This window comes from Hoyosella altamirensis (assembly GCF_014191505.1).
Classification (GTDB): Bacteria; Actinomycetota; Actinomycetes; order Mycobacteriales; family Mycobacteriaceae; genus Hoyosella; species Hoyosella altamirensis.
In genome coordinates this window covers 482,042-504,108 of record NZ_JACHWS010000001.1, presented here as the reverse complement: position 1 = coordinate 504,108, position 22,067 = coordinate 482,042, and the positions used below count along the sequence as shown (strand labels likewise).

Annotated in this window: 23 protein-coding genes; 8 read left to right on the top strand and 15 right to left on the bottom strand. The window is 62.1% G+C overall.

Annotation, left to right across the window (positions count from 1 at the left end; genetic code table 11):
- Positions 1-32: 32 nt before the first annotated feature.
- Together FHU29_RS02475 and FHU29_RS02470 are read right to left on the bottom strand one after the other, a co-directional pair.
- Complete coding sequence (locus FHU29_RS02475) at positions 33-1,151, bottom strand: aminotransferase class V-fold PLP-dependent enzyme (protein ID WP_083962229.1); 1,119 nt, start codon at positions 1,149-1,151, stop codon at positions 33-35.
- Positions 1,148-2,434 (bottom strand): mannosyltransferase, encoded by a 1,287-nt coding sequence (locus tag FHU29_RS02470; protein WP_221194667.1) that lies wholly within the window; start codon positions 2,432-2,434, stop codon positions 1,148-1,150. The genes FHU29_RS02475 and FHU29_RS02470 overlap by 4 nt, the downstream gene beginning before the upstream one ends.
- A gap of 166 nt (positions 2,435-2,600) precedes the next feature.
- On the opposite strand from FHU29_RS02470, the gene FHU29_RS02465 reads away from it, so the two are divergent.
- Positions 2,601-3,356: an SIR2 family NAD-dependent protein deacylase gene (locus FHU29_RS02465; RefSeq protein WP_064439717.1), complete on the top strand. Its 756-nt coding sequence runs from the start codon at positions 2,601-2,603 to the stop codon at positions 3,354-3,356.
- Positions 3,357-3,507: 151 nt separating this feature from the next.
- Here FHU29_RS02465 and FHU29_RS02460 read toward each other — a convergent pair whose 3' ends face one another.
- From FHU29_RS02460 to FHU29_RS02420, 9 genes are all read right to left on the bottom strand, one after another.
- Positions 3,508-3,717: a PspC domain-containing protein gene (locus FHU29_RS02460; protein ID WP_064439716.1), complete on the bottom strand. Its 210-nt coding sequence runs from the start codon at positions 3,715-3,717 to the stop codon at positions 3,508-3,510.
- Between the two features lie 118 nt (positions 3,718-3,835).
- On the bottom strand, positions 3,836-4,858 hold the full coding sequence (locus FHU29_RS02455; RefSeq protein WP_064439715.1) for a DNA polymerase IV: 1,023 nt from the start codon (positions 4,856-4,858) through the stop codon (positions 3,836-3,838).
- A gap of 19 nt (positions 4,859-4,877) precedes the next feature.
- Complete coding sequence (locus FHU29_RS02450; protein WP_064439714.1) at positions 4,878-5,306, bottom strand: pyridoxamine 5'-phosphate oxidase family protein; 429 nt, start codon at positions 5,304-5,306, stop codon at positions 4,878-4,880.
- A 275-nt stretch (positions 5,307-5,581) separates the two neighbouring features.
- Positions 5,582-6,484, bottom strand: coding sequence for a dihydrodipicolinate synthase family protein (locus FHU29_RS02445; protein ID WP_064439713.1), 903 nt, complete (start codon positions 6,482-6,484; stop codon positions 5,582-5,584).
- Between the two features lie 203 nt (positions 6,485-6,687).
- Complete coding sequence (locus FHU29_RS02440) at positions 6,688-6,981, bottom strand: putative quinol monooxygenase (protein ID WP_064439712.1); 294 nt, start codon at positions 6,979-6,981, stop codon at positions 6,688-6,690.
- Positions 6,978-7,298, bottom strand: a complete 321-nt coding sequence (locus tag FHU29_RS02435) for a HigA family addiction module antitoxin (protein WP_064439711.1) — start codon at positions 7,296-7,298, stop codon at positions 6,978-6,980. The genes FHU29_RS02440 and FHU29_RS02435 overlap by 4 nt, the downstream gene beginning before the upstream one ends.
- On the bottom strand, positions 7,273-7,554 hold the full coding sequence (locus FHU29_RS02430; RefSeq protein ID WP_064439710.1) for a type II toxin-antitoxin system RelE/ParE family toxin: 282 nt from the start codon (positions 7,552-7,554) through the stop codon (positions 7,273-7,275). Before FHU29_RS02430 ends, FHU29_RS02435 begins: the two co-directional genes overlap by 26 nt.
- Positions 7,555-7,587: 33 nt before the next feature.
- A complete protein-coding gene (gene ychF / locus FHU29_RS02425; protein WP_064439709.1) occupies positions 7,588-8,667 on the bottom strand; it encodes a redox-regulated ATPase YchF in 1,080 nt (359 codons plus the stop codon).
- A 90-nt stretch (positions 8,668-8,757) separates the two neighbouring features.
- Positions 8,758-9,201 carry a cupredoxin domain-containing protein gene (locus tag FHU29_RS02420; protein ID WP_183377453.1) on the bottom strand — a complete coding sequence of 148 codons (444 nt, stop codon included), beginning with the start codon at positions 9,199-9,201 and terminating at the stop codon, positions 8,758-8,760.
- Between the two features lie 260 nt (positions 9,202-9,461).
- Here FHU29_RS02420 and FHU29_RS02415 point away from each other — a divergent pair, with 260 nt between their 5' ends.
- A complete protein-coding gene (locus tag FHU29_RS02415) occupies positions 9,462-10,697 on the top strand; it encodes an AI-2E family transporter (RefSeq protein ID WP_064439838.1) in 1,236 nt (411 codons plus the stop codon).
- Here the strand turns inward: FHU29_RS02415 and FHU29_RS02410 are convergent.
- Together FHU29_RS02410 and FHU29_RS02405 are read right to left on the bottom strand one after the other, a co-directional pair.
- Complete coding sequence (locus FHU29_RS02410) at positions 10,694-13,714, bottom strand: AAA family ATPase (RefSeq protein ID WP_064439707.1); 3,021 nt, start codon at positions 13,712-13,714, stop codon at positions 10,694-10,696. The genes FHU29_RS02415 and FHU29_RS02410 overlap by 4 nt on opposite strands.
- A gap of 39 nt (positions 13,715-13,753) precedes the next feature.
- Positions 13,754-14,905: an exonuclease SbcCD subunit D gene (locus FHU29_RS02405; protein ID WP_064439706.1), complete on the bottom strand. Its 1,152-nt coding sequence runs from the start codon at positions 14,903-14,905 to the stop codon at positions 13,754-13,756.
- Positions 14,906-15,057: 152 nt separating this feature from the next.
- On the opposite strand from FHU29_RS02405, the gene FHU29_RS02400 reads away from it, so the two are divergent.
- Positions 15,058-16,245: a DNA recombination protein RmuC gene (locus FHU29_RS02400; RefSeq protein ID WP_064439705.1), complete on the top strand. Its 1,188-nt coding sequence runs from the start codon at positions 15,058-15,060 to the stop codon at positions 16,243-16,245.
- Positions 16,246-16,268: 23 nt separating this feature from the next.
- Positions 16,269-16,859, top strand: a complete 591-nt coding sequence (locus FHU29_RS02395) for a DUF6542 domain-containing protein (protein WP_157094999.1) — start codon at positions 16,269-16,271, stop codon at positions 16,857-16,859.
- A gap of 28 nt (positions 16,860-16,887) precedes the next feature.
- Here FHU29_RS02395 and FHU29_RS02390 read toward each other — a convergent pair whose 3' ends face one another.
- Positions 16,888-17,892 (bottom strand): 4-hydroxy-3-methylbut-2-enyl diphosphate reductase, encoded by a 1,005-nt coding sequence (locus FHU29_RS02390; RefSeq protein WP_064439703.1) that lies wholly within the window; start codon positions 17,890-17,892, stop codon positions 16,888-16,890.
- A 90-nt stretch (positions 17,893-17,982) separates the two neighbouring features.
- On the opposite strand from FHU29_RS02390, the gene FHU29_RS02385 reads away from it, so the two are divergent.
- From FHU29_RS02385 to FHU29_RS02375, 3 genes are read left to right on the top strand one after another with little or no spacing between them, the layout of a single operon-like run.
- Positions 17,983-18,591: a lipid droplet-associated protein gene (locus FHU29_RS02385; protein ID WP_064439837.1), complete on the top strand. Its 609-nt coding sequence runs from the start codon at positions 17,983-17,985 to the stop codon at positions 18,589-18,591.
- A gap of 3 nt (positions 18,592-18,594) precedes the next feature.
- Positions 18,595-19,899 (top strand): exodeoxyribonuclease VII large subunit, encoded by a 1,305-nt coding sequence (gene xseA / locus FHU29_RS02380; RefSeq protein ID WP_064439702.1) that lies wholly within the window; start codon positions 18,595-18,597, stop codon positions 19,897-19,899.
- On the top strand, positions 19,896-20,174 hold the full coding sequence (locus FHU29_RS02375) for an exodeoxyribonuclease VII small subunit (protein ID WP_064439701.1): 279 nt from the start codon (positions 19,896-19,898) through the stop codon (positions 20,172-20,174). The genes xseA and FHU29_RS02375 overlap by 4 nt, the downstream gene beginning before the upstream one ends.
- On the opposite strand, the gene FHU29_RS02370 is transcribed toward FHU29_RS02375, so the two are convergent.
- Positions 20,171-20,737, bottom strand: a complete 567-nt coding sequence (locus FHU29_RS02370) for a DUF4245 domain-containing protein (protein WP_183377451.1) — start codon at positions 20,735-20,737, stop codon at positions 20,171-20,173. The genes FHU29_RS02375 and FHU29_RS02370 overlap by 4 nt on opposite strands.
- Before the next feature lie 188 nt (positions 20,738-20,925).
- Here FHU29_RS02370 and glpX point away from each other — a divergent pair, with 188 nt between their 5' ends.
- Positions 20,926-21,984 carry a class II fructose-bisphosphatase gene (glpX, locus tag FHU29_RS02365; RefSeq protein ID WP_064439700.1) on the top strand — a complete coding sequence of 353 codons (1,059 nt, stop codon included), beginning with the start codon at positions 20,926-20,928 and terminating at the stop codon, positions 21,982-21,984.
- The last annotated feature ends 83 nt before the right edge of the window (positions 21,985-22,067 follow it).

Genomic DNA, 22,067 nt, shown 5'->3' with positions numbered 1-22,067 from the left:
ACCTGAAAGGGCGGCGCCATTGCGCCGCCCTTTTACGTCTGCCTCAGGGCCTCAGCCAGGCAGTCAAGGTCGGATGCGCGCACATCGAGATGAGGACTGATGCGCAAAACAGCGCTTTTGGCTTGAAGCGGGGCACGCTCAGCCCCTGCGTAGGTGGTGACGATACGGCGCTCTGCCGCACTTCCCGCGGCGAGGGACTCCCGAAAACCGAACAGGTCGCTATCGGACCATCCGGCAGGCGGTTGGAGCGTCGTTACCGCGGAAGGCTCATTGGTCTGCTCAATCACCGACCATCCGCTGATGCCGTCGAGGCGGTGACGTGTGAGTTTCCCGATCGCACCGAGCCTTTCGCGAACTTTCTCAGGACCCAAACTGAGGTGTTCGGAAAGCGCGACTGCGAGTCCAACGCGGCCAGCTATGTTTGCCTCGTGCGACTCCAGCGCTGGCATACCATCAGGAAGCAAGCCTTGACGTACCGCGATGAGTCCGACACCGCGCGGGCCACACAGCCACTTGCGGCTCGTCGCATAGACCGCATCCGCATCGAAATTGGTCGGCAGGTGAGCAATGCCCTGCGCCGCGTCAACCACAAGAGGTACACCGAACGCGCGGCAGATCGAGGCGATCGGAGCCACGTCTAGCACGACACCGCGATGTGACGGGTGCAAACACAAATGCACCATCGCGGGGCGTGTCGTTTCGATGAGAGTGGCCACCGCCGAAACGTCCAGATGACCCGCCTCGTCCGCGACGGGCAACTGGTCGACGACCAGACCGAACATGCGGAAAAGGCCGAGATTCGGGCCGTACTCACCTGGGGCGACAAGGACAGTGGAGCCCCTGGGCACATGCATTCGTGTGAGCAGTCCAGCGAGCGCGCCCGTCGCGCTTTCCGTGAACTGTATGTCGGTGGGCGGGAACCCCAGCAACTCAGCTGCCGCTGACCGTCCCTGCTCAATAAGGTCCGCCGCCTCAGCCTGAGCGATGTATCCGCCGAGGCGAGCTTCAGAATCGAGGTGGTCAGACATCGCCCGGAGCACGGAACGACTCGCCCTGCCAGCAGCAGCCGCGTCCAGATGAATAACGTCTGGTGGCATGCGGTCAGCGGCGAAAGCGTCACCAAGCTCGGGATACGGAAGCACAAGCGTCACACCGGAAGGCTATCCCGATCGGAGTGCTGTGGCTTCGGAGCGCGCCGCGCCGCGAAAAGCACCGTCGCGAAAACCGCGAGCGCTCCAACAACGTAGACGAGAGCGACCCACACCAGCGCATAAGGCTCGACCGTCGACCAGATCGTGGGTTGCGCGAAGCTCAGCACCCAGGGCACACCAATCAGCGTCACACCTGTCCAGAACACTGCCAGCAACCGCGCGAGGCGGAGGTCCCGGAGCGGGCCATACACCAGCCACATCACCAACGGGATAACCCACACCCAATGGTGCGACCACGAAACTGGAGACAGGAGCAACCCCAGTATCTGAACGATGAGCAACGTACCGAGCCTGTCGCCCTTGGTCAGCTGACGCCACGCCATGAACGCAAGGACAAAGCAGGCAACGACGAGCACCGCCCAGATCACCCGCGCCCACTCGTCGGGCACGCCGAAACGGTGCACGGCTCCAAACAACGATTGGTTCCATACTGACGCCACTGGTCCAATCCGGTCCGCATCACCGAAATAGGACGTGAAGTACTGTCTGGTCTCATCGGGGATAAGCAGCCAGCTCAGGCCAACCGTGCCGAAAAACACCACGCCGGAAAACGCCGCGGCACCGTAACGCCGCCTAGCGAGAAAATACAAACCAGCGATCGCAGGTGTGAGTTTGATGCCTGCTGCGATTCCGACGAGTGCGCCGCTCACCCACCAGCGATGGCTCGCCGCAGCCAGCATGATCAGGAGCACGAGGTAAACATTGATCTGACCGTAGTCGAGCGTGGTCCGTACAGGTTCCGTCCATAGACCCACCGCCGTCCACAGCATCGCTTCGCGCACCCGCGCGGAGTCAGCGGCAGGGCCGGCGCCGAGCAGCATTCGCTGTGAAAGCCGCACGATCGCGTACAGCGCGGCAGCGATTCCGAGCTGCCACACGACCGCCAGGGCACTGAAAGGCACCAGGCTCAACGGGAAGAAAACGATCGCTGCGAAGGGCGGGTACGTAAACGGCAACGGAAACTCAGGTGTGTTGTCCGAGTACCTGAACGAGTAGAGGTCACCAGTCAGCAGCTGACTTGCCCCGTCGACGTACACATGAAGATCGAGGAAGTTGGTCGCGTTGGGTACAAGCAGCGTCCAGGCTAGGCGCGCCGCGACAGCGATAACCAGAATCAAAGGTGCCCAGCGGAGCGCACGGGCGAGGAGTGACCGGCGCGGCACCTCAGCACTCGTCACCCCATACCCCCGCGCTCGGCCGCACGATGCTCCGTGCGGCTCCATTTCTGCTGTACTCGCTGCATAAACTTGTCGTACTGTCCTTGCCACGGTAACGGAGACAGCCCGTCATCTGGGGTATGCAGTTGGCGAGATCACGGTGACCGAAGACGATTTCCGACGTATGCAACGAAACGGGCGACAGCAATACCGTCCATGAAAGGAACATGCGGTGGCAGCCTCCTCATCGATTCCTGACTTCGCGCTAGAGGTGGTGAAAAAGGCTGACAGCATCACCGTCCTAAGCGGCGCTGGAATGTCCGCGGAAAGCGGTGTGCCTACTTTCCGTGACGCTCAAACAGGCCTTTGGGAGCGTTTCGATGCCGCTGCTCTCGCAACGCCCGAGGCGTGGAACCGCGATCCTGATTTCGTCTGGTCGTGGTACATGTGGAGGCATCATCTCGTCCGGGCAACCGCCCCGCACGCCGGCCACCTCGCACTGGCGCAGTGGGAGCACAGCGCGGACGTCACGATCGTCACCCAGAACGTTGATGACCTTCACGAACGGGCTGGCAGTTCTCACGTACACCACCTCCACGGCAGCTTGTTCCATTTTCGCTGTGCGCAGTGCTCATTCGCTTATTCAGACGAGGTCGATGACTCCGAACCACATGAATCTCCGCGTCCCCCACCACGATGCCAGCGATGCGGCGGCCAGATCCGGCCCGACGTGGTGTGGTTCGGTGAGATGCTTCCAAGCAAGCCGTGGGAGGCCGGTGTACAGGCCGTTGACTCGTGCGACGTGCTGCTCGTCGTCGGAACATCCGGCCTCGTGTACCCGGCGGCTGGACTCCCACAAATCGCGCACGAAAAGGGCATACCTACGATCGAAATCAACCCAGATGAAACGCCGCTAAGCCGGGAATGCACCGTTTCACTTCGGATGAGCGCCGCAACAGCGCTGCCAATTTTGGCCCGGTCGCGTTAACGGATTCAGAAGATTTTGGACGCCCCCGTGTCGCATAAACCAAGGAGTGAAAAAAGCCTGCACGGGGGCGCACGGACAACGTTACGCACCTCTGTGCAGGCAATCGCGGGTTAGGTGGCAATTCTCAGAGACTTCACAGTTGAAGCGTGAACTAGGCCGCCCAGCCCTGGTCGAAGCCTTTCGGCTCTGATGGGATGAAGAGCCACAACACGAGGTAGATGATGAATTGCGGACCTGGAAGCAAGATCGAAAGCACGAACACCAGCCTCACGATGTTCGGGTCCCAACCGTAGTGCCGAGCAATCCCAGCGCACACACCACCAATCCAACGGCCGTCACGTGCACGAGTCAGCTGTGCCATGAATTTCTCCCTCTTCCGGGGCCTCAGGAACCTGTAGCCCTAATCTCTACTTCGAAGGTACTCATCCAGGACACCCGAGCGCATCAGGAAAGACCCCGAACCGCACCCCGAGATTTTCTCATTCCATTTCTGCGCGCACACCAAGGAGCCGGACCGGGCGGTCAAGCGGAAACAGGTCGAGTACGGCTAGGGCAGCCTTCTCGACCTCCCCCAAGTCACGTGTCGGCTGCGGCAGCTTACGGGCATGGGTCCTCGTGTAGAACGTCGACGTGCGGACGGTCACCCCTACACGAATGATTCGCCGATCCTCCGCGAGCGCTGCCTCGCCCGCACTGCGCGCAAGCTCAGCCGTTCGCACCGCGATATCCGCGCGGTCAGTCAGATCCTGCGGGAATGTCCGCGAGTGACTATGGGAACGTGCAGGTGCTGGCTGAGTCACGATCTCCCTGCCACCGAGCCCGCGCCCCAGAGCCACGAGCCACGGACCCGTCGTCGGACCGAAACGACTCGCGAGTTCGAACCGATCGGCGGCAGCGAGTTCAGCGACCGTCACCAAGCCGGCCTCAGCAAGCTTCTGCGACGTTTTTCGCCCTATCCCCCACAGCGACTCCGTTGACCTGTTCCCCATGACCGCCATCCAGTTGTCGACGGTCAACTGGTAAACCCCGGCAGGCTTAGCGAAACCGGTAGCCACCTTGGCTCGAAGCTTGTTGTCGCCCACGCCAATCGACGAAGACAGCTGGGTGCGCTCCGCGATCGTCTGACGGATCTGCTGCGCCAGAGCAAGCGGATCGTCAGACTCAGCTCCGACGAATGCCTCATCCCAGCCGAGCACCTCCACCGGCAAACCCATGTCACGCATCGTGCCCATCACCTCGACTGACGCATCCTCGTACGTCCCAGTATCGGATGGGAGAAAAACCGCGTCAGGGCATTTCTTAGCCGCAGTGCGCAACGGCATCCCCGCACGCACGCCATACCCCCGCGCCTCATACGATGCGCACGCTACGACTTGGCGGGGACGCTCAGGATCTCCCTCACCGCCGACAATGACCGGGACATCTCTGAGCAGAGGGTCCCTGCGCTTCTCGACAGCAGCGAGGAACTGGTCGAGATCGACGTGCATGATCCAGTAGTTCATCAAGGCCACTCAATGTGGACTATGCAGGCACGCCCAAATCAGCGGAAAGCCACCGCTCTGGCCGCATCCGGATCCGGACCATCGAGCCCAGGGCACCCTCGAACCACTGCACATACTCCTCGAGGGCAGCACCCGAAAGGTACCGCGCAGCCATCTCCTTGTGCTCCGCGCTACTGACTGGCGACACTCCAGTGACCGGCCCTTCCACCGAAACATATTTCGGCGTCGGCTCCACACGGTCAACCATGAGCGAGAAACGCCCCGCGGCTTTGATCTTCCTGGCCTTCAGGGACTCGGCTTCCGTATCAATCCAGGCCTCACCACCGATCTCGTACCCATACCAGATGGGCACGACCATTGGCCCTTGCCCATCTCCACGTGCGACTGCGACTGCTGCGACATGCGGTTCAGCGAGAAAACGCTCGCGTTCCTCTTCGGATAGCGCCATGCGAACCAGCGTAGCGCCGGGTTCGGGAGTGCTGTTGTGGTGCTGGTGTGCGATTTGGTGTGATTTGACGCGGATACCGCGTCAAATCACACTAAATCGTCAGGGTCTTCCCCGATGGTTAGCAGGAATCGTCTACTACGCGTGGACTTGGCCCCGGCCGTCACCGTTCCGGCAGAACCTGCGGCGATCTTCGGTGCCCCGACCCAGATGAACACCTGCCCCCGCGACTCGACGCGTGCGTACTCACTGCGCGCCGCGAGGGTCGCAGCAAAGAACTACTGGCCAAGGCCGAGCTCAGCGACGACCTCGGCGGCGCGCGTCCACTCCGCGTCGCTTAGCCCCTGGATTGGCAGCGGCAGGCACCGGCGCGGGGCGAGGCCCAACTGCTCGGCGATAGCCGCGACCACGCGCAGGCTCCCGCCGAACTCGGCGAACAGCGACCACAGGGGCGCAAGCCGCTCCGACTCCGTGACCGCGTCCTCGGCCCGACTCTGCTGCGCGGCGCGGATGATCGCCAGTGCGGGACCCGGCAGAGTGCCGCCGATGACCGAGTACCAGACATCGCACCCCGCGTTCAGACCGGTCGCAGCGGACGCGTCACCGGAGACGCCGATGGTGACGTGCTCCGGCACGGCCGCGCGGATCGTAGCGACGTGCTCGCGAGCCTTCGTCGGATCGGCGGGCACCCCGGGGATCTTGATCGACGCGATGCCGGGCAGCTGCGCGATGCGCGCGTAGAGGTCGGTGGTGAACGTGAAGTGCGTGGTCCCGGGATTGTCGTAGACGATGACCGGCAGCTCGGTGCGTTCCGCGACGGCGTGAAACAACTCGAACACGTCGTCCTCGGTGAGCGGCTGATAGGTCATCGGCGCGAGCAGCAGCCCGCGGGCTCCGGCCTCCTCGGCGCTGGCGACGTTGGCCAGCACCTGGGAGGTACGCAGCGCCCCGACCCCGACGAACACCGGCGTCGTGCCCGCATGCTCGACTGCGAGGCGGGCGACGCGAGCGCGCTCATCGGGAGCGAGGTAGGCGTATGACCCGGTCGAGCCGAGCGCGGTGATCGAGTCCACGCCCGCTTCGGCGAGCCGTTCGACCAAGCCGACGAACGCGCGCTCGTCGACGGCGTCATCCTTAAACGGGGTGAGAGGAAAGGCGCTGAGGCCGGTGAACTCGTTCAATCCTGCTCCTGTTCGGTTTCTCTGTTGCAGAGCGTGGGCGATCTGGCCGCCGAACGAACTGAACGCTGCAGTGAAGTCGGCACTCAGGGGTGCTCACGCAGCCAGCCCAGAACCTGCTGGCCTCCCGTAGGTGTCTACGTCGATCCGCTACGCGCCCACGAGGAACTTCTTGCGCTCGACCCCCTCAGCATCACCATCCCGACTCATTGGCCACCGTCTCGATGCGTCTCGATGACGTACTCCCGCGCGATCCCTGAAGTGGCTTGACCCCACTCACTCGTCCGAACGCGTGCTTGATGCGCGTCAAACGCCGCCTGATCCACGAACCGCTCAGAAACACTCCACACACGCGGGTCACCCGTCGGCTCGACGTCGAAGTGAAGACATCCTGCCTCGGCACGGGTGAGTTCCATATGCCGAGGCAGGTGGCGGAGCACGGTCTCTGCCTCGGCGTCGTCTACACAGACGAGTCGACCCGTGAGCTTGACAGCGCTCATGCGACCGACAGCGGAGTGATCGCCTCGAGAACCTCGCGAAGCGCCCGGCGTTCGAGCCGCAGCTCGTAGTTCGACTGCAGGTTCATCCAGAACTCCTCCGACGTGCCGAAGTACCGCGCCAGACGGATCGCCGTGTCGGCGGTGATGCCCCGCTTGCCGTGCACGATCTCGTTGATCCGTCGGGGTGGCACGCCGATCGACACAGCAAGCTTGTTCTGCGTGATCCCGAAGCCCTTGATGAAGTCCTCCATCAAAATCTCTCCCGGATGGATCGGCTCAATCAGGTCGGCCTCAGTGGTAGTCGACGAGTTCGACATTGTCCGCACCTCCTTCTTTCCAGACGAAGCAGAGACGCCATTGCGCGTGGACTCGGATACTGTGCTGCCCGCTCCGGTCGCCCACCAGACGCTCCAGACGGTTGCCCGGCGGGACCCGGAGGTCCTCGACATCCTTCGCCGCATGGATCAGCTCGAGCTTCTGCAAGGTCGCCCGCTGCACCGTTCGGTCGACTCGCTTGACGTACTGCTCATGCCAGATGCGCTCGGTGTCCTTGCTGCCGAACGATCTGATCACGAGGCCAGAATATAACGCAAACCATCATTAACGCTATACGTTAAACCGGAACTCCACGACATCGCCGTCGGTCATGATGTAATCCTTGCCCTCCATGCGGACTTTGCCTGCGGCTTTCGCCGCGGCCATGGAACCGGCGGCGACGAGATCCTCGTAGGACACGACCTCAGCTTTAATGAAACCCCGCTCGAAGTCAGTGTGGATGACACCGGCAGCCTTCGGTGCCGTGTCGCCTTTATGGATTGTCCATGCACGGGCTTCTTTGGGGCCGGCCGTGAGGTACGTCTGCAACCCAAGTGTGTGGAATCCAGCGCGGGCCAGTGAGTACAGGCCAGGCTCTGTCTGCCCAATCGTCTCAAGCAGCTCCAGTGCCGATTCCTCGTCCAGTTCCTGCAAATCCGATTCGACCTTCGCGTCGAGGAAGACCGCGTCCGCAGGCGCCACCGCCGCGCGTAACTCGTTCTTGCGCTCCTCGTCGGTGAGCACTCCCTCATCCGCGTTGAAGACGTACAGGAACGGCTTGGTCGTCAGGAGGTGAAGTTCTTTAAGCATGCCCAGGTCCATGCTGTCTTTTTGCGAGAAGAGCGTCTTGCCACCATCGAGGACTTGCTGCGCTTCCTTCGCGGCCTCCGCTAGTGGACGCTTGTCCTTGTTGTTCTTCGACTCTTTCTCGAGTCTCGGGACAGCTTTTTCCAGAGTCTGCAGGTCAGCGAGGATTAGTTCGGTTTCGATGACCTCGATGTCGGAAAGCGGATCGACCCGGCCGTCCACATGGACGACATCACCGTCAGTGAACACTCGCACTACCTGGCAGATGGCGTGGGCTTCACGAATGTTAGCGAGAAACTTGTTGCCGAGACCTGCTCCCTCGCTCGCGCCTTTCACAATGCCTGCGATGTCGACGAACGACACTGTCGCGGGGAGAATGCGCTGCGACCCGAATATTTCAGCGAGCTTGTCCAGTCGGGGGTCAGGCAATTCCACAACACCCACGTTGGGTTCAATCGTGGCGAACGGGTAGTTCGCGGCGACCACGTCGTTCTTCGTCAGCGCGTTGAACAAGGTGGACTTACCTACGTTGGGCAGGCCGACAATTCCGAGGGTTAGGCTCACGGGTTCCTAAGTCTACGGACTAACGGGCGCGGGTTACCACCCCGGTGCTCCCACGCGGGTCGCTAACCGGGGTGGCTCTCGTCTTTCGGATTATTCTTCGACGACGACCGACCCGGTCATGTTGGGATGGATGGAGCAAATGTAGTCGTATTCACCTGCTTCAGTGAATGTGTAGGTCCAGGTGTCTTCTGACAGCGTCGGACTCACGAAATCTTCCGGTGTGCCTTCACCACCTGTGACGTCGTGGTCTACGGGCCCGTCAGCGAAAACCCATTCCACCGTGTCGCCGACGCTCACTGTGATGTTCGGTGGATCGAACGCGAAGTTCTCGACGCGTACCGTCGCAGCGACTTCTTCGGCCTCGTCCGCGTCAGGGTCCTGAGTTTCTGTCATCTGTGGATCGTCGGGCATCGCGCCTGGAACATCGAGGACAGTGGTCGTGTCCTCGGCGGTGTCCTCATCTGTGTCGTTTCCACAGCCCACAACCAGGGCACCTGCGAGGACTATCGCGCTGAATCCGGCTAAACGTCGCATATCCATCACTCTCCTTTGTGCTTCACCACTTCACTGCCTGCCCAAGATCGAGGGTAGTCACCTGGGTGTCACGACGTGGCAGTTTGCGAAACAGCAGGCCAGAGACGGTGTTCAAATTCGGGGCAATACGGGAGTGCCACATAGATCACATTTCCATGCACCCACCGGACTCGAATGCGACTATCTCTTGTGGTCTTCACACCTATCGACGGAGCGGCACTGTGACCGAACAAATCAAGCCGGACGACAATCGCGGCACCATTGACAGTCGAGTCGGGCAGCCCACCGCGAAAACCGCCGTGGATCGCGGAACTCTGATCGGGCGTGGCGGCGCCTGGCTTGCCACATGGAGCCTCCGCCTGATTCTGATCGCCGCGGCTGTGTGGATACTCGGCTGGGTCGTCGGCGAGTTCTGGGTGATTATCCTCCCGGTTTCCCTGGCGATCATTGTTTCGACGGTTCTGTGGCCCATTACCCGTCAACTGCGTGATTGGCGAGTGCCCGCTTCGCTTGCTGCTTTGGTCACGATCGTGGTGGCGCTCGGGGGGTTCGGTGGCGTCATCGCACTCATCGTGCCGTCGGTGGTTGCACAAGTGCCTGAACTGGCAAATCAGGCTACGCAAGGCATCCGGACGGTCCAGGACTGGCTGCAGGGGCCTCCCCTCAACATTCGCGAGGAACAGTTCCCGGAATTCACCAACGCGATTGTCACGCGTATTCAGGAAAGTTCGTCGGCCATCGCTTCCGGGGTGTTCACTGGTGTCAGTGCGGCAACGTCCGTGATCATCACACTGGCGCTGACGGCTGTTTTGACGTTCTTCTTCATCAAGGACGGCCCCCGCTTCTTGCCATGGCTGAATCGGTCGACCGGCTCTCCCGGTGCACGCCATCTTGAGGAGGTTCTGCACCGTCAGTGGCGGACTCTCAGCGGGTTCATCCGCACGCAGGCGATAGTCAGCTTTGTGGACGCGCTGTTCATCGGAATTGGGCTCGTTGTGCTGGGTGTCCCCCTGGCGGGAGCGCTAGCGGTGATCACGTTCATCGCGGGATTCGTGCCCATTGTCGGTGCGTTTGTCGCGGGTGCGCTGGCAGTTCTGGTCGCCTTGGTAGCGAACGGTCCTACCACTGCCCTCGTCCTGCTCGGAATCATCATTCTGGTGCAGCAACTCGAGAGCAACGTGCTACAACCGGTGCTCCAAAGCAAGAGTATGAATCTGCACCCTGTCGTGGTGCTGCTGTCGGTGACAGCCGGCGGCACGTTGTTCGGTGTGATCGGCGCGTTCCTGGCGGTGCCAGTGGCCGCTGTGGTCGCAGTTGCGGTGCGCTATATCGATGAAGTCATCAGCGAGCGTTGCGGTGAGGCCCCAGGGTCAGTGGCTATTGACGAGACGGGCGACGGGGACGCCTCCGTCGGGGACCAACAGGAGCCGGATGCTGAGACTGAAGGGGGCCTGCCTGACGGCGTTCCGAGTACGGTGGCAGCACCAAAGCTCTAACCAACTGGTGCTTCGGAGAGCGCGGTGACGGACGAGCGCACGTGAGAACCAGTTCGAGTCTTCACGACATGGAGGCGGCAGGGGATGCGCTGGCGCATCTCATCGACATGGCTGACGATGCCGACGACTCGTCCGCCTGCGCGGAGTTCGTCGAGAACGCCCATCACCGCGTCAAGTGTGTCGCTGTCGAGGGTGCCGAAGCCTTCGTCGATGAAGAGGGTGTCGAGCATGATTCCGCCCGCTTCGGAAGTCACCACATCGGCCAGTCCCAGTGCCAGCGACAATGACGCCATGAAGGTTTCGCCGCCGGACAGTGTCTTCGCTGACCGAACAACCCCGGTGTAGTCGTCTCGGATGTCGAGACCGAGTCCGCCCCTGAGGCCTCGCGGACCTGCTGCGTCTGAATGAATGAATTCGTACCTGCCGCCTGACATGATGCGAAGCCGCGCCGATGCTGCTACCGCAACTTCCTCAAGGCGAGCCGCCAATACGTAGGACCGCAGCGACATTCGGCGCGTGTTCTGGCCTCGGCCTGCAATGACCTCAGACAACAGCGATAGTTGCGCGTACCGTTCCTCCGCTGGGCCTAGGTCCTCGAGAGCAGACTCGAAATCGCCTGCGAGCGAAATAACTCCATCATTGGCCCGCTGAGCTTGCGCGTGTTCCCGGACTGCCGCCTCGAGCGCAGCGCGCGCTTCGGTGACAGCGCTCTCTGCAGCCTCGACGTTTGCGGTCGGCTGCTCGGCAGCGTCACTGACTAGTGGGTCGTCCAGGACCGCTTGGGCGCGCACTTTGCGATCCCGGGCGTCCTCGAGGGCAGCTTCCGTGTCAGCTATCCAACGCACCGTGCGCACGCCGTTCCGCGCGTCTGTGAGCGATTGAAAGCCCGCCTCCCTCGCTAGGCTCTGCAAATAAGCATGGTGTTCCTCAGTGCGGAGCACCGCGGCTTCTGCCTTACCCCGTGTCCCATGTAGATGCGAGGCCGCTCGCGCAAGAGCATCGAGCCGTGCCTTCCTCGCAACGACATCGGTGTCTTCCCCGCGTGCGGCGTCGAGGGTCGCCCGCAACTCAGCAAGCTGGGCGGTAAGCCCGTCGAAACGCTCCTCGAGTCCAGCCCGCTTCGACGACAGTTCGGAGATTCGTTCTTCAAGTGCACGCGCACGGCCGAGCAGTTTCTCACGTGCAGATCGGAGCCCGCCGAGCTGACCGCCGCATCGCTCAGCTTCGGCCAGCGAAGCCGTGGCCTCAGTCAACTCTGCGTCGATGTCCCGCAAGGAGCGTCCGCCGGATTCGCCGCCGAGCAATTCTGCGCGTTTCTCAAGTTCAGCGACTGCTACTCTCGCGGCCTCGAAAGCGTCTGCAGCGAGTTGCTCGGAATCGACTGCGCTCTGCTCGTCTTCTGGCGTGACGGCTGTGGGCGAGAACGGAGCGGGCTTTGGATGGGTCTCCGACCCGCACACCGCGCACGGTTCCCCAGCTTCCAGGCGATTCGCAAGTTCCCCTGCCATCCCGGCAATTCTGAGCTCGCGAAGCGCAACGAGACGCTCCCGGCTCTCGAGGTGGTTCGATCTAGCGCGGATGAGCGCGTCCTGCGCATCGATGAGCGCTTCGCGCACACTCGGGAGTTCATGAGCCGCCGAACGAACCTTCTTCAGTTGACGAATGCCCGTACGGAGACCTTCAATCCGCGCCTCGGCGGCAACAGCTTCGTCGATGTCCTGGTCGAGCTGACCTTTTTTGGCTGGTATCCGGTCGAGTTCAGTCACTAGCCGAGTGCGCTCATCGTCTATTGCAGCCACCTCGTCGTCGATACGAGAGATGTCTCTCTCGAGGCGGTCCGCCTCGTCAGCGCGCTCGCAGAGCCTCGTCAGCCCACCGCTTTCCTCGGTCCAGGAAGTTATTGCCTTCTGAAGGTTCGTATCGTCGTGCGCTTTCGCTGGCCATGAGAGTGCTTCAGCGACGGCGGCGCCACCGTTCAGTACTGTGAGTTCGTCTACGGCAAGTTTCATTTCGAGCACAGCATCATCGGCAGCCTGCTGGAACCGCACCAGATCCCTGTCTGCTGTCTCGAAGGGTTTAGCACGCCGCGCGCGATCTAGTTCGGTCGCGAGATCACGACGAAGGGTCTCCCCCGCGGTGAGCTTGCTAAGTGCGGATTCGGCGTCGCGGAATCTCAGTTGACGTTCCGCTTGGACGCGAACACCATCGAGTCGATGCTGCGCCTGGTCAAAAGCGGTTGCGGTCTGATCGAGCCTGGCTGCAGCCGTCGTGACACGCTGGCGGAGAAAATCCCTCAACTGTTCGATCCACTCGCGCGGATTTCCATCCGGCCCGTCGTCAATGCCAGCGGCATGAGTGATTTTTCCCAGAACGACGTCCACACGCTGACGTGCAAGGTCGAGACGCGCCTCAGCTTCTTTCCGGCGATCGGCGAACCAAGCCTCCACGGAGCCAAAACGTTTCGTTTCGAAGAGGCTTTCAAGTAGCTTCTCCCGCTCTTCATTCGACGCCCGGAGGAACTTGGCGAACTCACCCTGGGGTAGGAGAACAACTTGGAAGAACTGATCCTTGGACATTCCAAGGAGGTCACGAACTGTATCCGCGATCTCTTCGATTCGCGTCAGATTCTCACCGCGCCCCGGGGTCCCGTCCGGTTCCAGCCAGGTGAGTACCGCCTTTGCCTTCTCCTTTACGGACCCATCGCCCCGTTTCTTGGGACGGTCATACTCGGGGCTTCTGATAATGCGGAACCGTCGGCCTTTGACGCTAGCTTCAAGGGTGACCCTCGGTATCGCGCCTTCGCGTGCGTGATCTGAGAGAAACCGCTTACTTTCAGTGCGTGCCCCCGGTACAGCCCCGTAGAGGGCGAAAGCTATCGCGTCGAGGATTGTCGTCTTGCCGGCCCCGGTCTGGCCGTGTAGCAGGAACAAGCCGTCGGCCCCCACCGAATCGAAGTCAATGGTCTCGACATCGGCAAATGGCCCAAAAGCCTCGATGCGCAGCGTATGCAGCCTCACTTGTCCCCCAACCTCCTTAGATGTGTCACCACCGCCCCGTCACGCACTGGCGCGCCGCTCGCGCGAGTCCCCTGCTGCCAACGCTTGTTCAACCAGTCGAAGGTGTTCCTCATCGGGGTCGGTCCACGCGTCTTCGAAGAACCTTCGGGCAATATCAAGGTCACTTTGACCGCGCAGACGCTCCGCATACCGCAGCGCGACCCGCTCTGTGGGTCGCTCCCACCTGAGGTGGACAGCGTGCGGAAAGCGTTCCTGGAGCTTGCGCATCGCATCCACGGGACGGACTGGGTCTGTGAGGATCGCCGAAACGTAGTCATCCAGACAATTGGCGTACACCTCGCTGCCGAGCAGTTCGTCCAGCGGCCCAGTAATCTCGCTCAGCCCCCTCACCACGGGCAAGTCAATCTTTTCGATCGACTCCACACCAGCATCGTTGAGCTCGATAAGCCACACCGACTTACGGTGGTCACGTTCACCAAATGAATACGGGAGCGGGCTGCCCGAATACCGAATCGTTTCGTTCACGACCTGCGGGGTGTGCAGGTGCCCGAGCGCCACATAGTCAACGCCGCCAAAAATTGAAGCGGGAACAGTTTCCACACCACCGACCGTGATTGGGCGCTCAGACTCTGACGCGACCGCGCCCACAACAAACGCATGAGCAAGAACCACGCTACGCAAACCGGGTTGCCGTCTCTCTACGTCGGCACGCACACGATACATCGCCGCCGACAAGACATCCTGGTGCGAGCGCGCCTCGAAGACACCCAACTCAGCCTTCACTGCTTCCGGCTCCAAGTAGGGAAGCCCGTAGAAAGCCACGTCGCCATGCGCATCCGCCAAAACAACTGGCGCATCCACCCCGGCCACCGTCGTTTTGAGGTACAGACCACCCGCACCCGAAAATGCAGCACCGGCGCCCAGCCGCGGTGCGGAATCGTGATTGCCCGGTGTAGCGATGATCGTCGCACCAGCAGCGTGAAGCTTCTCAAACGCGTCGTTGCACAACCTGACCGCATCAGCGCTAGGGACCGCGCGATCGTAGACATCGCCCGAGATGAGCACGACGTCGATTTCACGGTCAGCGGTGATCTTCGCCATTGCATCTAGGACAGCGCGCTGGTCCTCGAGCAGGTCAACGCCATGGAATGTCCGGCCGATGTGCCAGTCCGACGTGTGCAAGATCTTCATGCCGCGAACCGTAGATCATCCCACTGACAGTTTCTGGTATCTGCTGTTCAGACACGCGAACGCGGCCGCAACGTCCCAGTTATCTCGCGCGCAGGCCCCCGTATCCGCGCGCCCTGCAAAAAATGTCAGAGCTTTCGTGCACTATCACGCCCATGAACTTCCTCAGCTTCGTTGCCGTGCTAACTGCTCTATGCCTCGGTTGTCTCCTGGGCTGGCTGTTGCATGCCGTGCGAAATGGTGCGCGCGCAGCGTCGGCGGAAGCACAGCTGCGGGCGATGCACGATTCAGAGCGGCTGCTTCGAGAAGCACTCACAGCCGCGAACGAGGACTCGGCGCGTCGGCACTCCGGCGCCCTCAATGAACAAGTCTCCAACGTCGTGACCCCATTGCGCGAAGCAGTAGGCACGCTGGCAGAGCAGGTGCGGCAGGTTGAACGCAGCCGGATCAGTGCGTACTCGGGGCTCATGGAGCAGGTGGCGGGCATGAGCAGGACGTCGCAAGCACTTTCGGCGCAGACGGGGCAGCTCGTCCAGGCCCTGCGGGCGCCGCAAGTGCGCGGGCGGTGGGGCGAACTCCAGCTCGAGCGCGTCGTTGAGCTCGCTGGCATGCGCGAGCATTGTGACTTCACGACACAGGCGCACACTACGCACGACGGCAATGACGGAGTGAGGGCCGTACGCCCCGACCTTCTCGTCCATTTGGCGGGCGGCAAGAACATCGTGGTTGACGCCAAGGTTCCGTTCGCTGCCTTCCTCGACGCAACCGAGGCGCAGTCCGATGAAGCCCGTGCGGGCCACCTGAAGCGTCACGCTAGTCAACTCCGCGCACATGTCGATCAGCTGTCGGCAAAAGCGTATTGGACAGCTTTTTCGCCGTCACCCGAGTTTGTCGTACTCTTCGTTCCAGGAGATCCTTTCCTCGACGCTGCGCTGGGCGCTGACTCAGAACTGCTCGAGTACGCATTCTCCCGCAATGTCGTGCTCGCCACCCCGACGAGTCTGATCGCATTGCTGCGAACAGTCGCCCACACGTGGCGGCAGGAAGCTCTGTCCCGGGACGCCGCGAAAATCCACACGCTCGGTTCCGAGCTGTACAACCGGCTAGGTGTGCTCGCGAATCACATGGACCGCCTTGGTGGGCAACTGGGCAAGAGTGTCGAGTCATTCAATTCGACAGTGGCCTCTATGGAGTCCCGCGTTCTGGTTACGGCACGCAAGCTGCACGAGCTTCCGGCATTTGACACCGAGCCCCCGACCGTAGACACGGTCGATCTCTGGCCCCGAGGTATTGCACACACTGAGATTTACGCGACTCGAAGCCGTGAGAGTGAGGCCAGCTAACGATATGCCGGTATGGTGCGGTTGTGCCTGATCGACGATCCACTTCCCTGGGAGTCCCGACAGAGCTGCGTTCGGCGTCGGCCAGCCGCGTAGGCGTGGCTTGGTGGATGGCGATCGTGATCGCTCTGGGCGTTTCCGCCGTCGGCTTCGCGATTGATGCAATGCGTGGAGACGAGTTGACGCTGGTATTCAGCGTCTTCTATTTCGCGGGATGCGTCGCGGCCGTGCTGGCGGTTCAGCAACGAGCTCTGTTCACAGCGATCGTGCAGCCGCCGCTCATACTCTTCGTCGGTGTGCCCCTCGCCTACCAGCTGCTGGTGCCCGAAAGTCCTGGAGGCTTGCGGACACGGATTATTGATCTCGTCCTGCCTCTGGTCACACGTTTTCCGCTCATGCTTCTCACCGCCGCCGTTGTCATCGTCATCGGGGGTGTCCGGCTGTTCCTCAGCAACAAGCGGTCCGCGCCAGCCCGTTCGCAGCGTCCGCGGCGAGCAGCCCCCACTCCTCGCCGCCCGGATGGCACGGCCGCGACGGCACGCGGGCGTCAGCCGGTCAGTTCAACTGAGATGCGCGCGCCTCGAACCAGCCCGCAAGACTCTGGCCCTACGGGCTGACGCCCACGCCGTCAGCTCACACCGCTGGCTAGGGGCGCCGACTTGGGCGCAATTCGCGCGGCAACGCGAAGACAAGAGTCTCATTCGCGGTGGTCACGGTCTGCACAGTGCCGAAGCCCTCCCCCGAGAGGAACTGGAGCACTCCGTCCACCAGAATCTCAGGGACCGATGCACCGGAAGTGACGCCGACAGTCTCCACACCCTCAAGCCACGCTGGATCGATCTCCTTCGCGTAATCCACCAAGTAGCTCGTGCGCGCACCTGCATCGAGGGCAACCTCGACCAGACGCAGGGAGTTGGAGGAGTTCCGGGACCCGACCACGATCACGAGATCGCATTCGGGTGCCATCGCTTTGACGGCAACCTGGCGGTTCTGCGTGGCATAACAGATGTCGTCGCTGGGCGGGTCCTGGAGCCCCGGGAAACGCTTGCGTAAACGCTCGACGGTTTCCATGGTCTCGTCCACGCTCAGCGTCGTCTGCGAAAGCCAGACGACACGAGATTCATCGCGAACCTTAACCTTGTCGACCGAATCGGGACCGTCAACAAGCTGAACATGTAAGGGGGCTTCCCCTGCGGTGCCTTCCACCTCTTCGTGACCCTCATGACCGATGAGGAGGATGTCGAAATCGTCACGCGCGAAGCGCTTTGCTTCCTGATGCACCTTGGTCACGAGTGGACAGGTGGCATCGATGGTGCGCAGTTCGCGTGTACCCGCCGCCTCGTGCACGGCGGGCGAGACACCATGGGCGGAGAATACGACGAGGGCGCCTTCGGGCACCTCATCCACTTCCTCCACGAACACCGCTCCCCGCTCAGAGAGGGTTTCCACCACATGCCGGTTGTGCACGATCTCCTTGCGGACGTAAACAGGAGCCCCGTGCTTTTCGAGCGCACGCTCGACGGTTTCGACGGCCCGATCAACTCCTGCGCAGTAGCCGCGAGGCTCTGCGAGCAGCACCCGCTTGCCCTGCGGTTTGGATACCGCTGAGTTCACCGCACCCGGAATTCCCATGTTTACAGCCGAAGACATGCCTCCAGAGTACGGGTCGCCCCAACCCAAACGCGACACGACGGGAAGGATCTGCTAGAGATGTACGTCAAATTAGGGCAGGCTGGAGACATGTTTCGCCCACCTTTCGCCGCACGGGTGATGGCCGGCCTCGCCGTCACGCTTGTCGAGGAAACACGCCGCCTCCCTACCACTGCCGCGACACTGCCGATGACGGCGGTAAGTCAGGTACTGCAGACCTCTATGCGGGTCCAGCAGAGGATGACCGAACTCGCCATCAAGGGGGATGAGGCGCTGGCATGGCTCTACCCGCCGGAAGACCAGCCTGAGTGGGTCGTATACGACGAGGAACCTGTCGCGACAACCGAGCGCTCCGACGAGCGCAAGGCAGTAGCTGCTGGGAACAGCCGTTCAGCCGTGCAGGGACGCTTCGCTCTGTATTCGGCGCCGGTCACAGCGTCAAATGGTTCCGATGTTCAGACTGAATCCGTCGCCGAAGCCGAATCAGCCCAAAGCACCGCTGACGACGAGGCCTCCGGTGTCCCGGCGGTAGCGGAACGCATCGACTACGGAACACTCACCCTTGCTCAGCTTCGTGCGCGCTTACGGCAACTGTCGATCGATGATCTGACTGCGCTGCTGCGCTACGAAGAAAGACAGTTCGGCCGTGCCCCTTTCCAGACGATGCTCAGCAACCGGATCACGACGGTGTCGAAGTGACCCGTGGGCTCTGCTGAGGTCACGAGAGGGTCTTCACAGAGGCCTGCGGGGCCGAAACCTGGCGGCGGCAGCTCTCCGGAGAGTCCGTGGCCGGTTCGTGTCGTCTCGTCCAAGATCACCCAATGGATCGACCGGCTCGGAGCAGTGTGGGTAGAGGGGCAGATCACACAAATCTCACGCCGTGCCGGGACGAGAACCGCGTTCCTCGTCCTTCGCGATCCCTCGGCGGACATTTCATTGCCCGTGACGTGTTCGCCGAATCTGCTGACGGATTCCCCGGTGGAACTCACCGAGGGGACACGGGTGGTCGTCCTGGGAAAGCCCACCTTTTTTCCCGGCCGCGGATCGTTCTCTCTGCGAGTGACGGAAATCCGTCCGGTTGGTTTGGGGGAATTGCTCGCCCGGATCGAACGTTTGAAGGCGCTCTTGCGGGCCGAAGGTCTGTTCGATGACCGTCTCAAGCGCACGCTGCCCTATTTGCCACGGTGTATCGGCCTCATCACCGGTCGCGCGAGCGCCGCGGAGCGCGATGTCATGTCTGTCACCCAGCGCCGCTGGCCGGACGTCCAATTCAAAGTGCGCAACACCGCCGTTCAGGGACCGGGTGCTGCAGCGCAGGTGATTATGGCTTTGCGTGCACTCGACGCAGACCCCGAGGTCGATGTCATTATCATCGCCCGCGGCGGTGGCAGTGTGGAAGATCTTCTGCCGTTTTCCGACGAGGCGCTGTGCCGCGAAATCGTTGCTGCGGCCACGCCAATTGTGAGCGCAATCGGTCATGAACCCGACAACCCATTGTGCGACTACGTCGCTGATATTCGGGCCGCGACACCAACTGATGCCGCCAAGCGGGTGGTCCCCGATGTAGTTGCTGAACTGGCGCTTCTTCGTGAGCTTCGCGGCCGCTCGATCACGGCACTGAGGACTTGGGTTACTCGGGAAGAGCGTCTGCTGGGTCAGCTTCGAACACGCCCGGTGCTTGCGGACCCTGGCCGGGCGATCACAGACCGCGCGGCAGAGGTCGAACGGCTGCGGTCGATCGCGCGGCGCGACGTCGACCGACTGCTTGTCGCGGCCCAGTCCGAGGTGTCGCATGTGCGGGCGCGTTTATCTGCGCTGGGGCCGGCCGCGACCCTGGCACGCGGCTACGCGGTTGTACAGTCGATCAGCCGCGACGGCGAGTTCCACGTCCTGTCGACGGTGGACAACGCACCTCCTGGGACGGAACTGCGCGTCCGCGTGAACGACGGTGTTTTCCGGGCCACCGCGGGCGAACGTGAGCAGCCGAGCGAAAGGGACGACGAATGACTGAGACGGAGAGCGCGGGCCCTGCTGGAGTTGACGGCCGCGCTGACGTATCTGCTCTGGGTTATGAGCAGGCGCGCGATGAACTCGTAGAGGTGGTTCGCAACCTCGAACGAGGCGGGCTCGACCTCGACACATCGATCGCGTTGTGGGAGCGCGGCGAAGCTCTCGCCGACCGTTGTGAACAGCACCTCGCGGGCGCACGGCAGCGCATCGAGACAGCGATCGCCCGGCACGGCCGCGACGAGAACAGTGACTCGAACGATTCCGCAGACTAGCTGAGGGGCTCGGCTTCCATGATCTTGCTGGCCATGTCAGTGAATTGTGCGCGTGTGGCGCTGCCTGTCATACCGATGCGCACATCGCCGAGATCAGTCACCCAAATTGGTTCACCATTCGCAGCACGGTAAATCCGCCAGTCAGTCCCGCCAGCAGTGTCTGAGTCCTCGGGCGCGGCCGGGTCGCCGGTGTGATAGCCGACGAGCTCCTCCTCGCTCATATCGGCCTGGCTGTAACGGAGATACAGGCTGTCGTCCGTTACGTACCCAACCCACGTGACAATTCCCGGTCCGCCGTCCTCTGACTCGCCGCGCATCCCGGAGTTCGCCGTCCACTCGTCGCTCACGTCCGGCACACGGATCGGGAAGTCGACGACCGTGGCGTCGTATTCGAGTGCGAGTTCGGCGTTGAACTGTGGTGGCGGGCCAGGTTCAGGGCCGCCCGGGTTGAACGAGCACTGACCGGCTAACGCGGCAAGGAGCAGGATGATCACGACCAGCGGGAGCATCGTGAAGAGCATGTCCCGGTTGTCTTGGAGGATCCTGGGTTTGTCGGCTGGCACGCGCACCAGTATGACAAAAAATTGGCGTACGCCCGATCTGCCGTCTATCGCGACCACCGTTAAATGAAATTCGAGTGACCGGGTCGACATCTCTGGCCCGCTCTCTGCCACAATTACCTGAGCAGTTCGTGACGCCATCGGAGCCGTTCACATCAATCGGCACCACACCACGAGGAGGCATCTCGTCCATGACGACGATTTCCGGCGATCCCGGGACCCAGGCAGATTCCACGCGAGACAAGCCGGACCGGAACCTGGCACTCGAACTAGTGCGCGTCACCGAAGCTGGAGCGATGGCGGCCGGCCGCTGGGTCGGTCGCGGTGCCAAGGAAGATGGTGACGGCGCCGCAGTTGATGCGATGCGTCAGCTTGTCAGCACCGTGTCGATGCGCGGCACCGTCGTGATTGGCGAAGGCGAAAAGGACGAAGCGCCGATGCTGTACAACGGCGAGGTCGTCGGCAACGGTCAAGGGCCGGAGGCGGACGTCGCCGTGGACCCCATTGACGGAACAACTCTGATGGCCAAAGGCCTGCCGAATGCGATTTCTGTCCTCGCGGTCTCGGAGCGGGGCTCGATGTTCGACCCCTCGGCCGTTTTCTATATGAACAAGATCGCCGCAGGCCCCGACGCCGCCGATGCTGTTGACATCACGGCACCCGTTAAGGCGAACATTCAGCGTGTCGCCAAAGCGCATAAGTCGAGTGTCGGCGATGTCGTTGTGTGTGTGCTCGACCGCCCGCGCCACACTCAGCTCATCCAGGAAATCCGCGATGCGGGCGCGCGGTGCCGGCTGATCTCCGACGGCGACGTGGCGGGCGCCATCGCGACCGCCCGCCCCGATTCCGGCACCGACCTGCTGATGGGTATCGGTGGCACGCCCGAGGGGATCATCGCCGCAGCTGCCATGCGGTGCATGGGTGGCGTCCTCCAGGGGCAACTCGCACCGAAGGATGATGCAGAACGGCAAGGGGCGATCGATCGCGGCTATGACCTCGATCGCATCCTCACCACTGACGAGTTGGTCGCAGGCGACAACGTGTTCTTCGTCGCGACGGGTATCACTGACGGAGACTTGCTCCGCGGTGTCCGTTTCCGTGCTGGCGGTGCGACGACACAGTCGATCGTCATGCGGTCAAAGTCCGGAACTGTCCGCATGATCGAGGCGTATCACCGGCTCACAAAGCTGCGTGAGTTCTCGAGCATCGATTTTCAGGGCGACGGAACAGCGTTCCCGCCGCTTCCCTGACCAACCTAAATTCCGCTGTCGCAGTTGCTGGCATTCGGTCGCGCACCTTCGCGCTCGTGCAAGCTATTAGGGTTTCGGCGGAA

Excerpts from the sequence above, each read along its gene's own strand:
- FHU29_RS02470 (WP_221194667.1), bottom strand. The coding sequence starts at position 2,434 with ATGGAGCCGCACGGAGCATCGTGCGGCCGAGCGCGGGGGTATGGGGTG.
- FHU29_RS02460 (WP_064439716.1), bottom strand. The coding sequence starts at position 3,717 with ATGGCACAGCTGACTCGTGCACGTGACGGCCGTTGGATTGGTGGTGTG.
- FHU29_RS02455 (WP_064439715.1), bottom strand. The coding sequence starts at position 4,858 with ATGAACTACTGGATCATGCACGTCGATCTCGACCAGTTCCTCGCTGCT.
- FHU29_RS02450 (WP_064439714.1), bottom strand. The coding sequence starts at position 5,306 with ATGGCGCTATCCGAAGAGGAACGCGAGCGTTTTCTCGCTGAACCGCAT.
- FHU29_RS02440 (WP_064439712.1), bottom strand. The coding sequence starts at position 6,981 with ATGAGCGCTGTCAAGCTCACGGGTCGACTCGTCTGTGTAGACGACGCC.
- FHU29_RS02435 (WP_064439711.1), bottom strand. The coding sequence starts at position 7,298 with ATGTCGAACTCGTCGACTACCACTGAGGCCGACCTGATTGAGCCGATC.
- FHU29_RS02420 (WP_183377453.1), bottom strand. The coding sequence starts at position 9,201 with ATGCGACGTTTAGCCGGATTCAGCGCGATAGTCCTCGCAGGTGCCCTG.
- FHU29_RS02405 (WP_064439706.1), bottom strand. The coding sequence starts at position 14,905 with ATGAAGATCTTGCACACGTCGGACTGGCACATCGGCCGGACATTCCAT.
- FHU29_RS02400 (WP_064439705.1), top strand. The coding sequence starts at position 15,058 with ATGAACTTCCTCAGCTTCGTTGCCGTGCTAACTGCTCTATGCCTCGGT.
- FHU29_RS02390 (WP_064439703.1), bottom strand. The coding sequence starts at position 17,892 with ATGTCTTCGGCTGTAAACATGGGAATTCCGGGTGCGGTGAACTCAGCG.
- FHU29_RS02385 (WP_064439837.1), top strand. The coding sequence starts at position 17,983 with ATGTTTCGCCCACCTTTCGCCGCACGGGTGATGGCCGGCCTCGCCGTC.
- FHU29_RS02375 (WP_064439701.1), top strand. The coding sequence starts at position 19,896 with ATGACTGAGACGGAGAGCGCGGGCCCTGCTGGAGTTGACGGCCGCGCT.
- glpX (WP_064439700.1), top strand. The coding sequence starts at position 20,926 with ATGACGACGATTTCCGGCGATCCCGGGACCCAGGCAGATTCCACGCGA.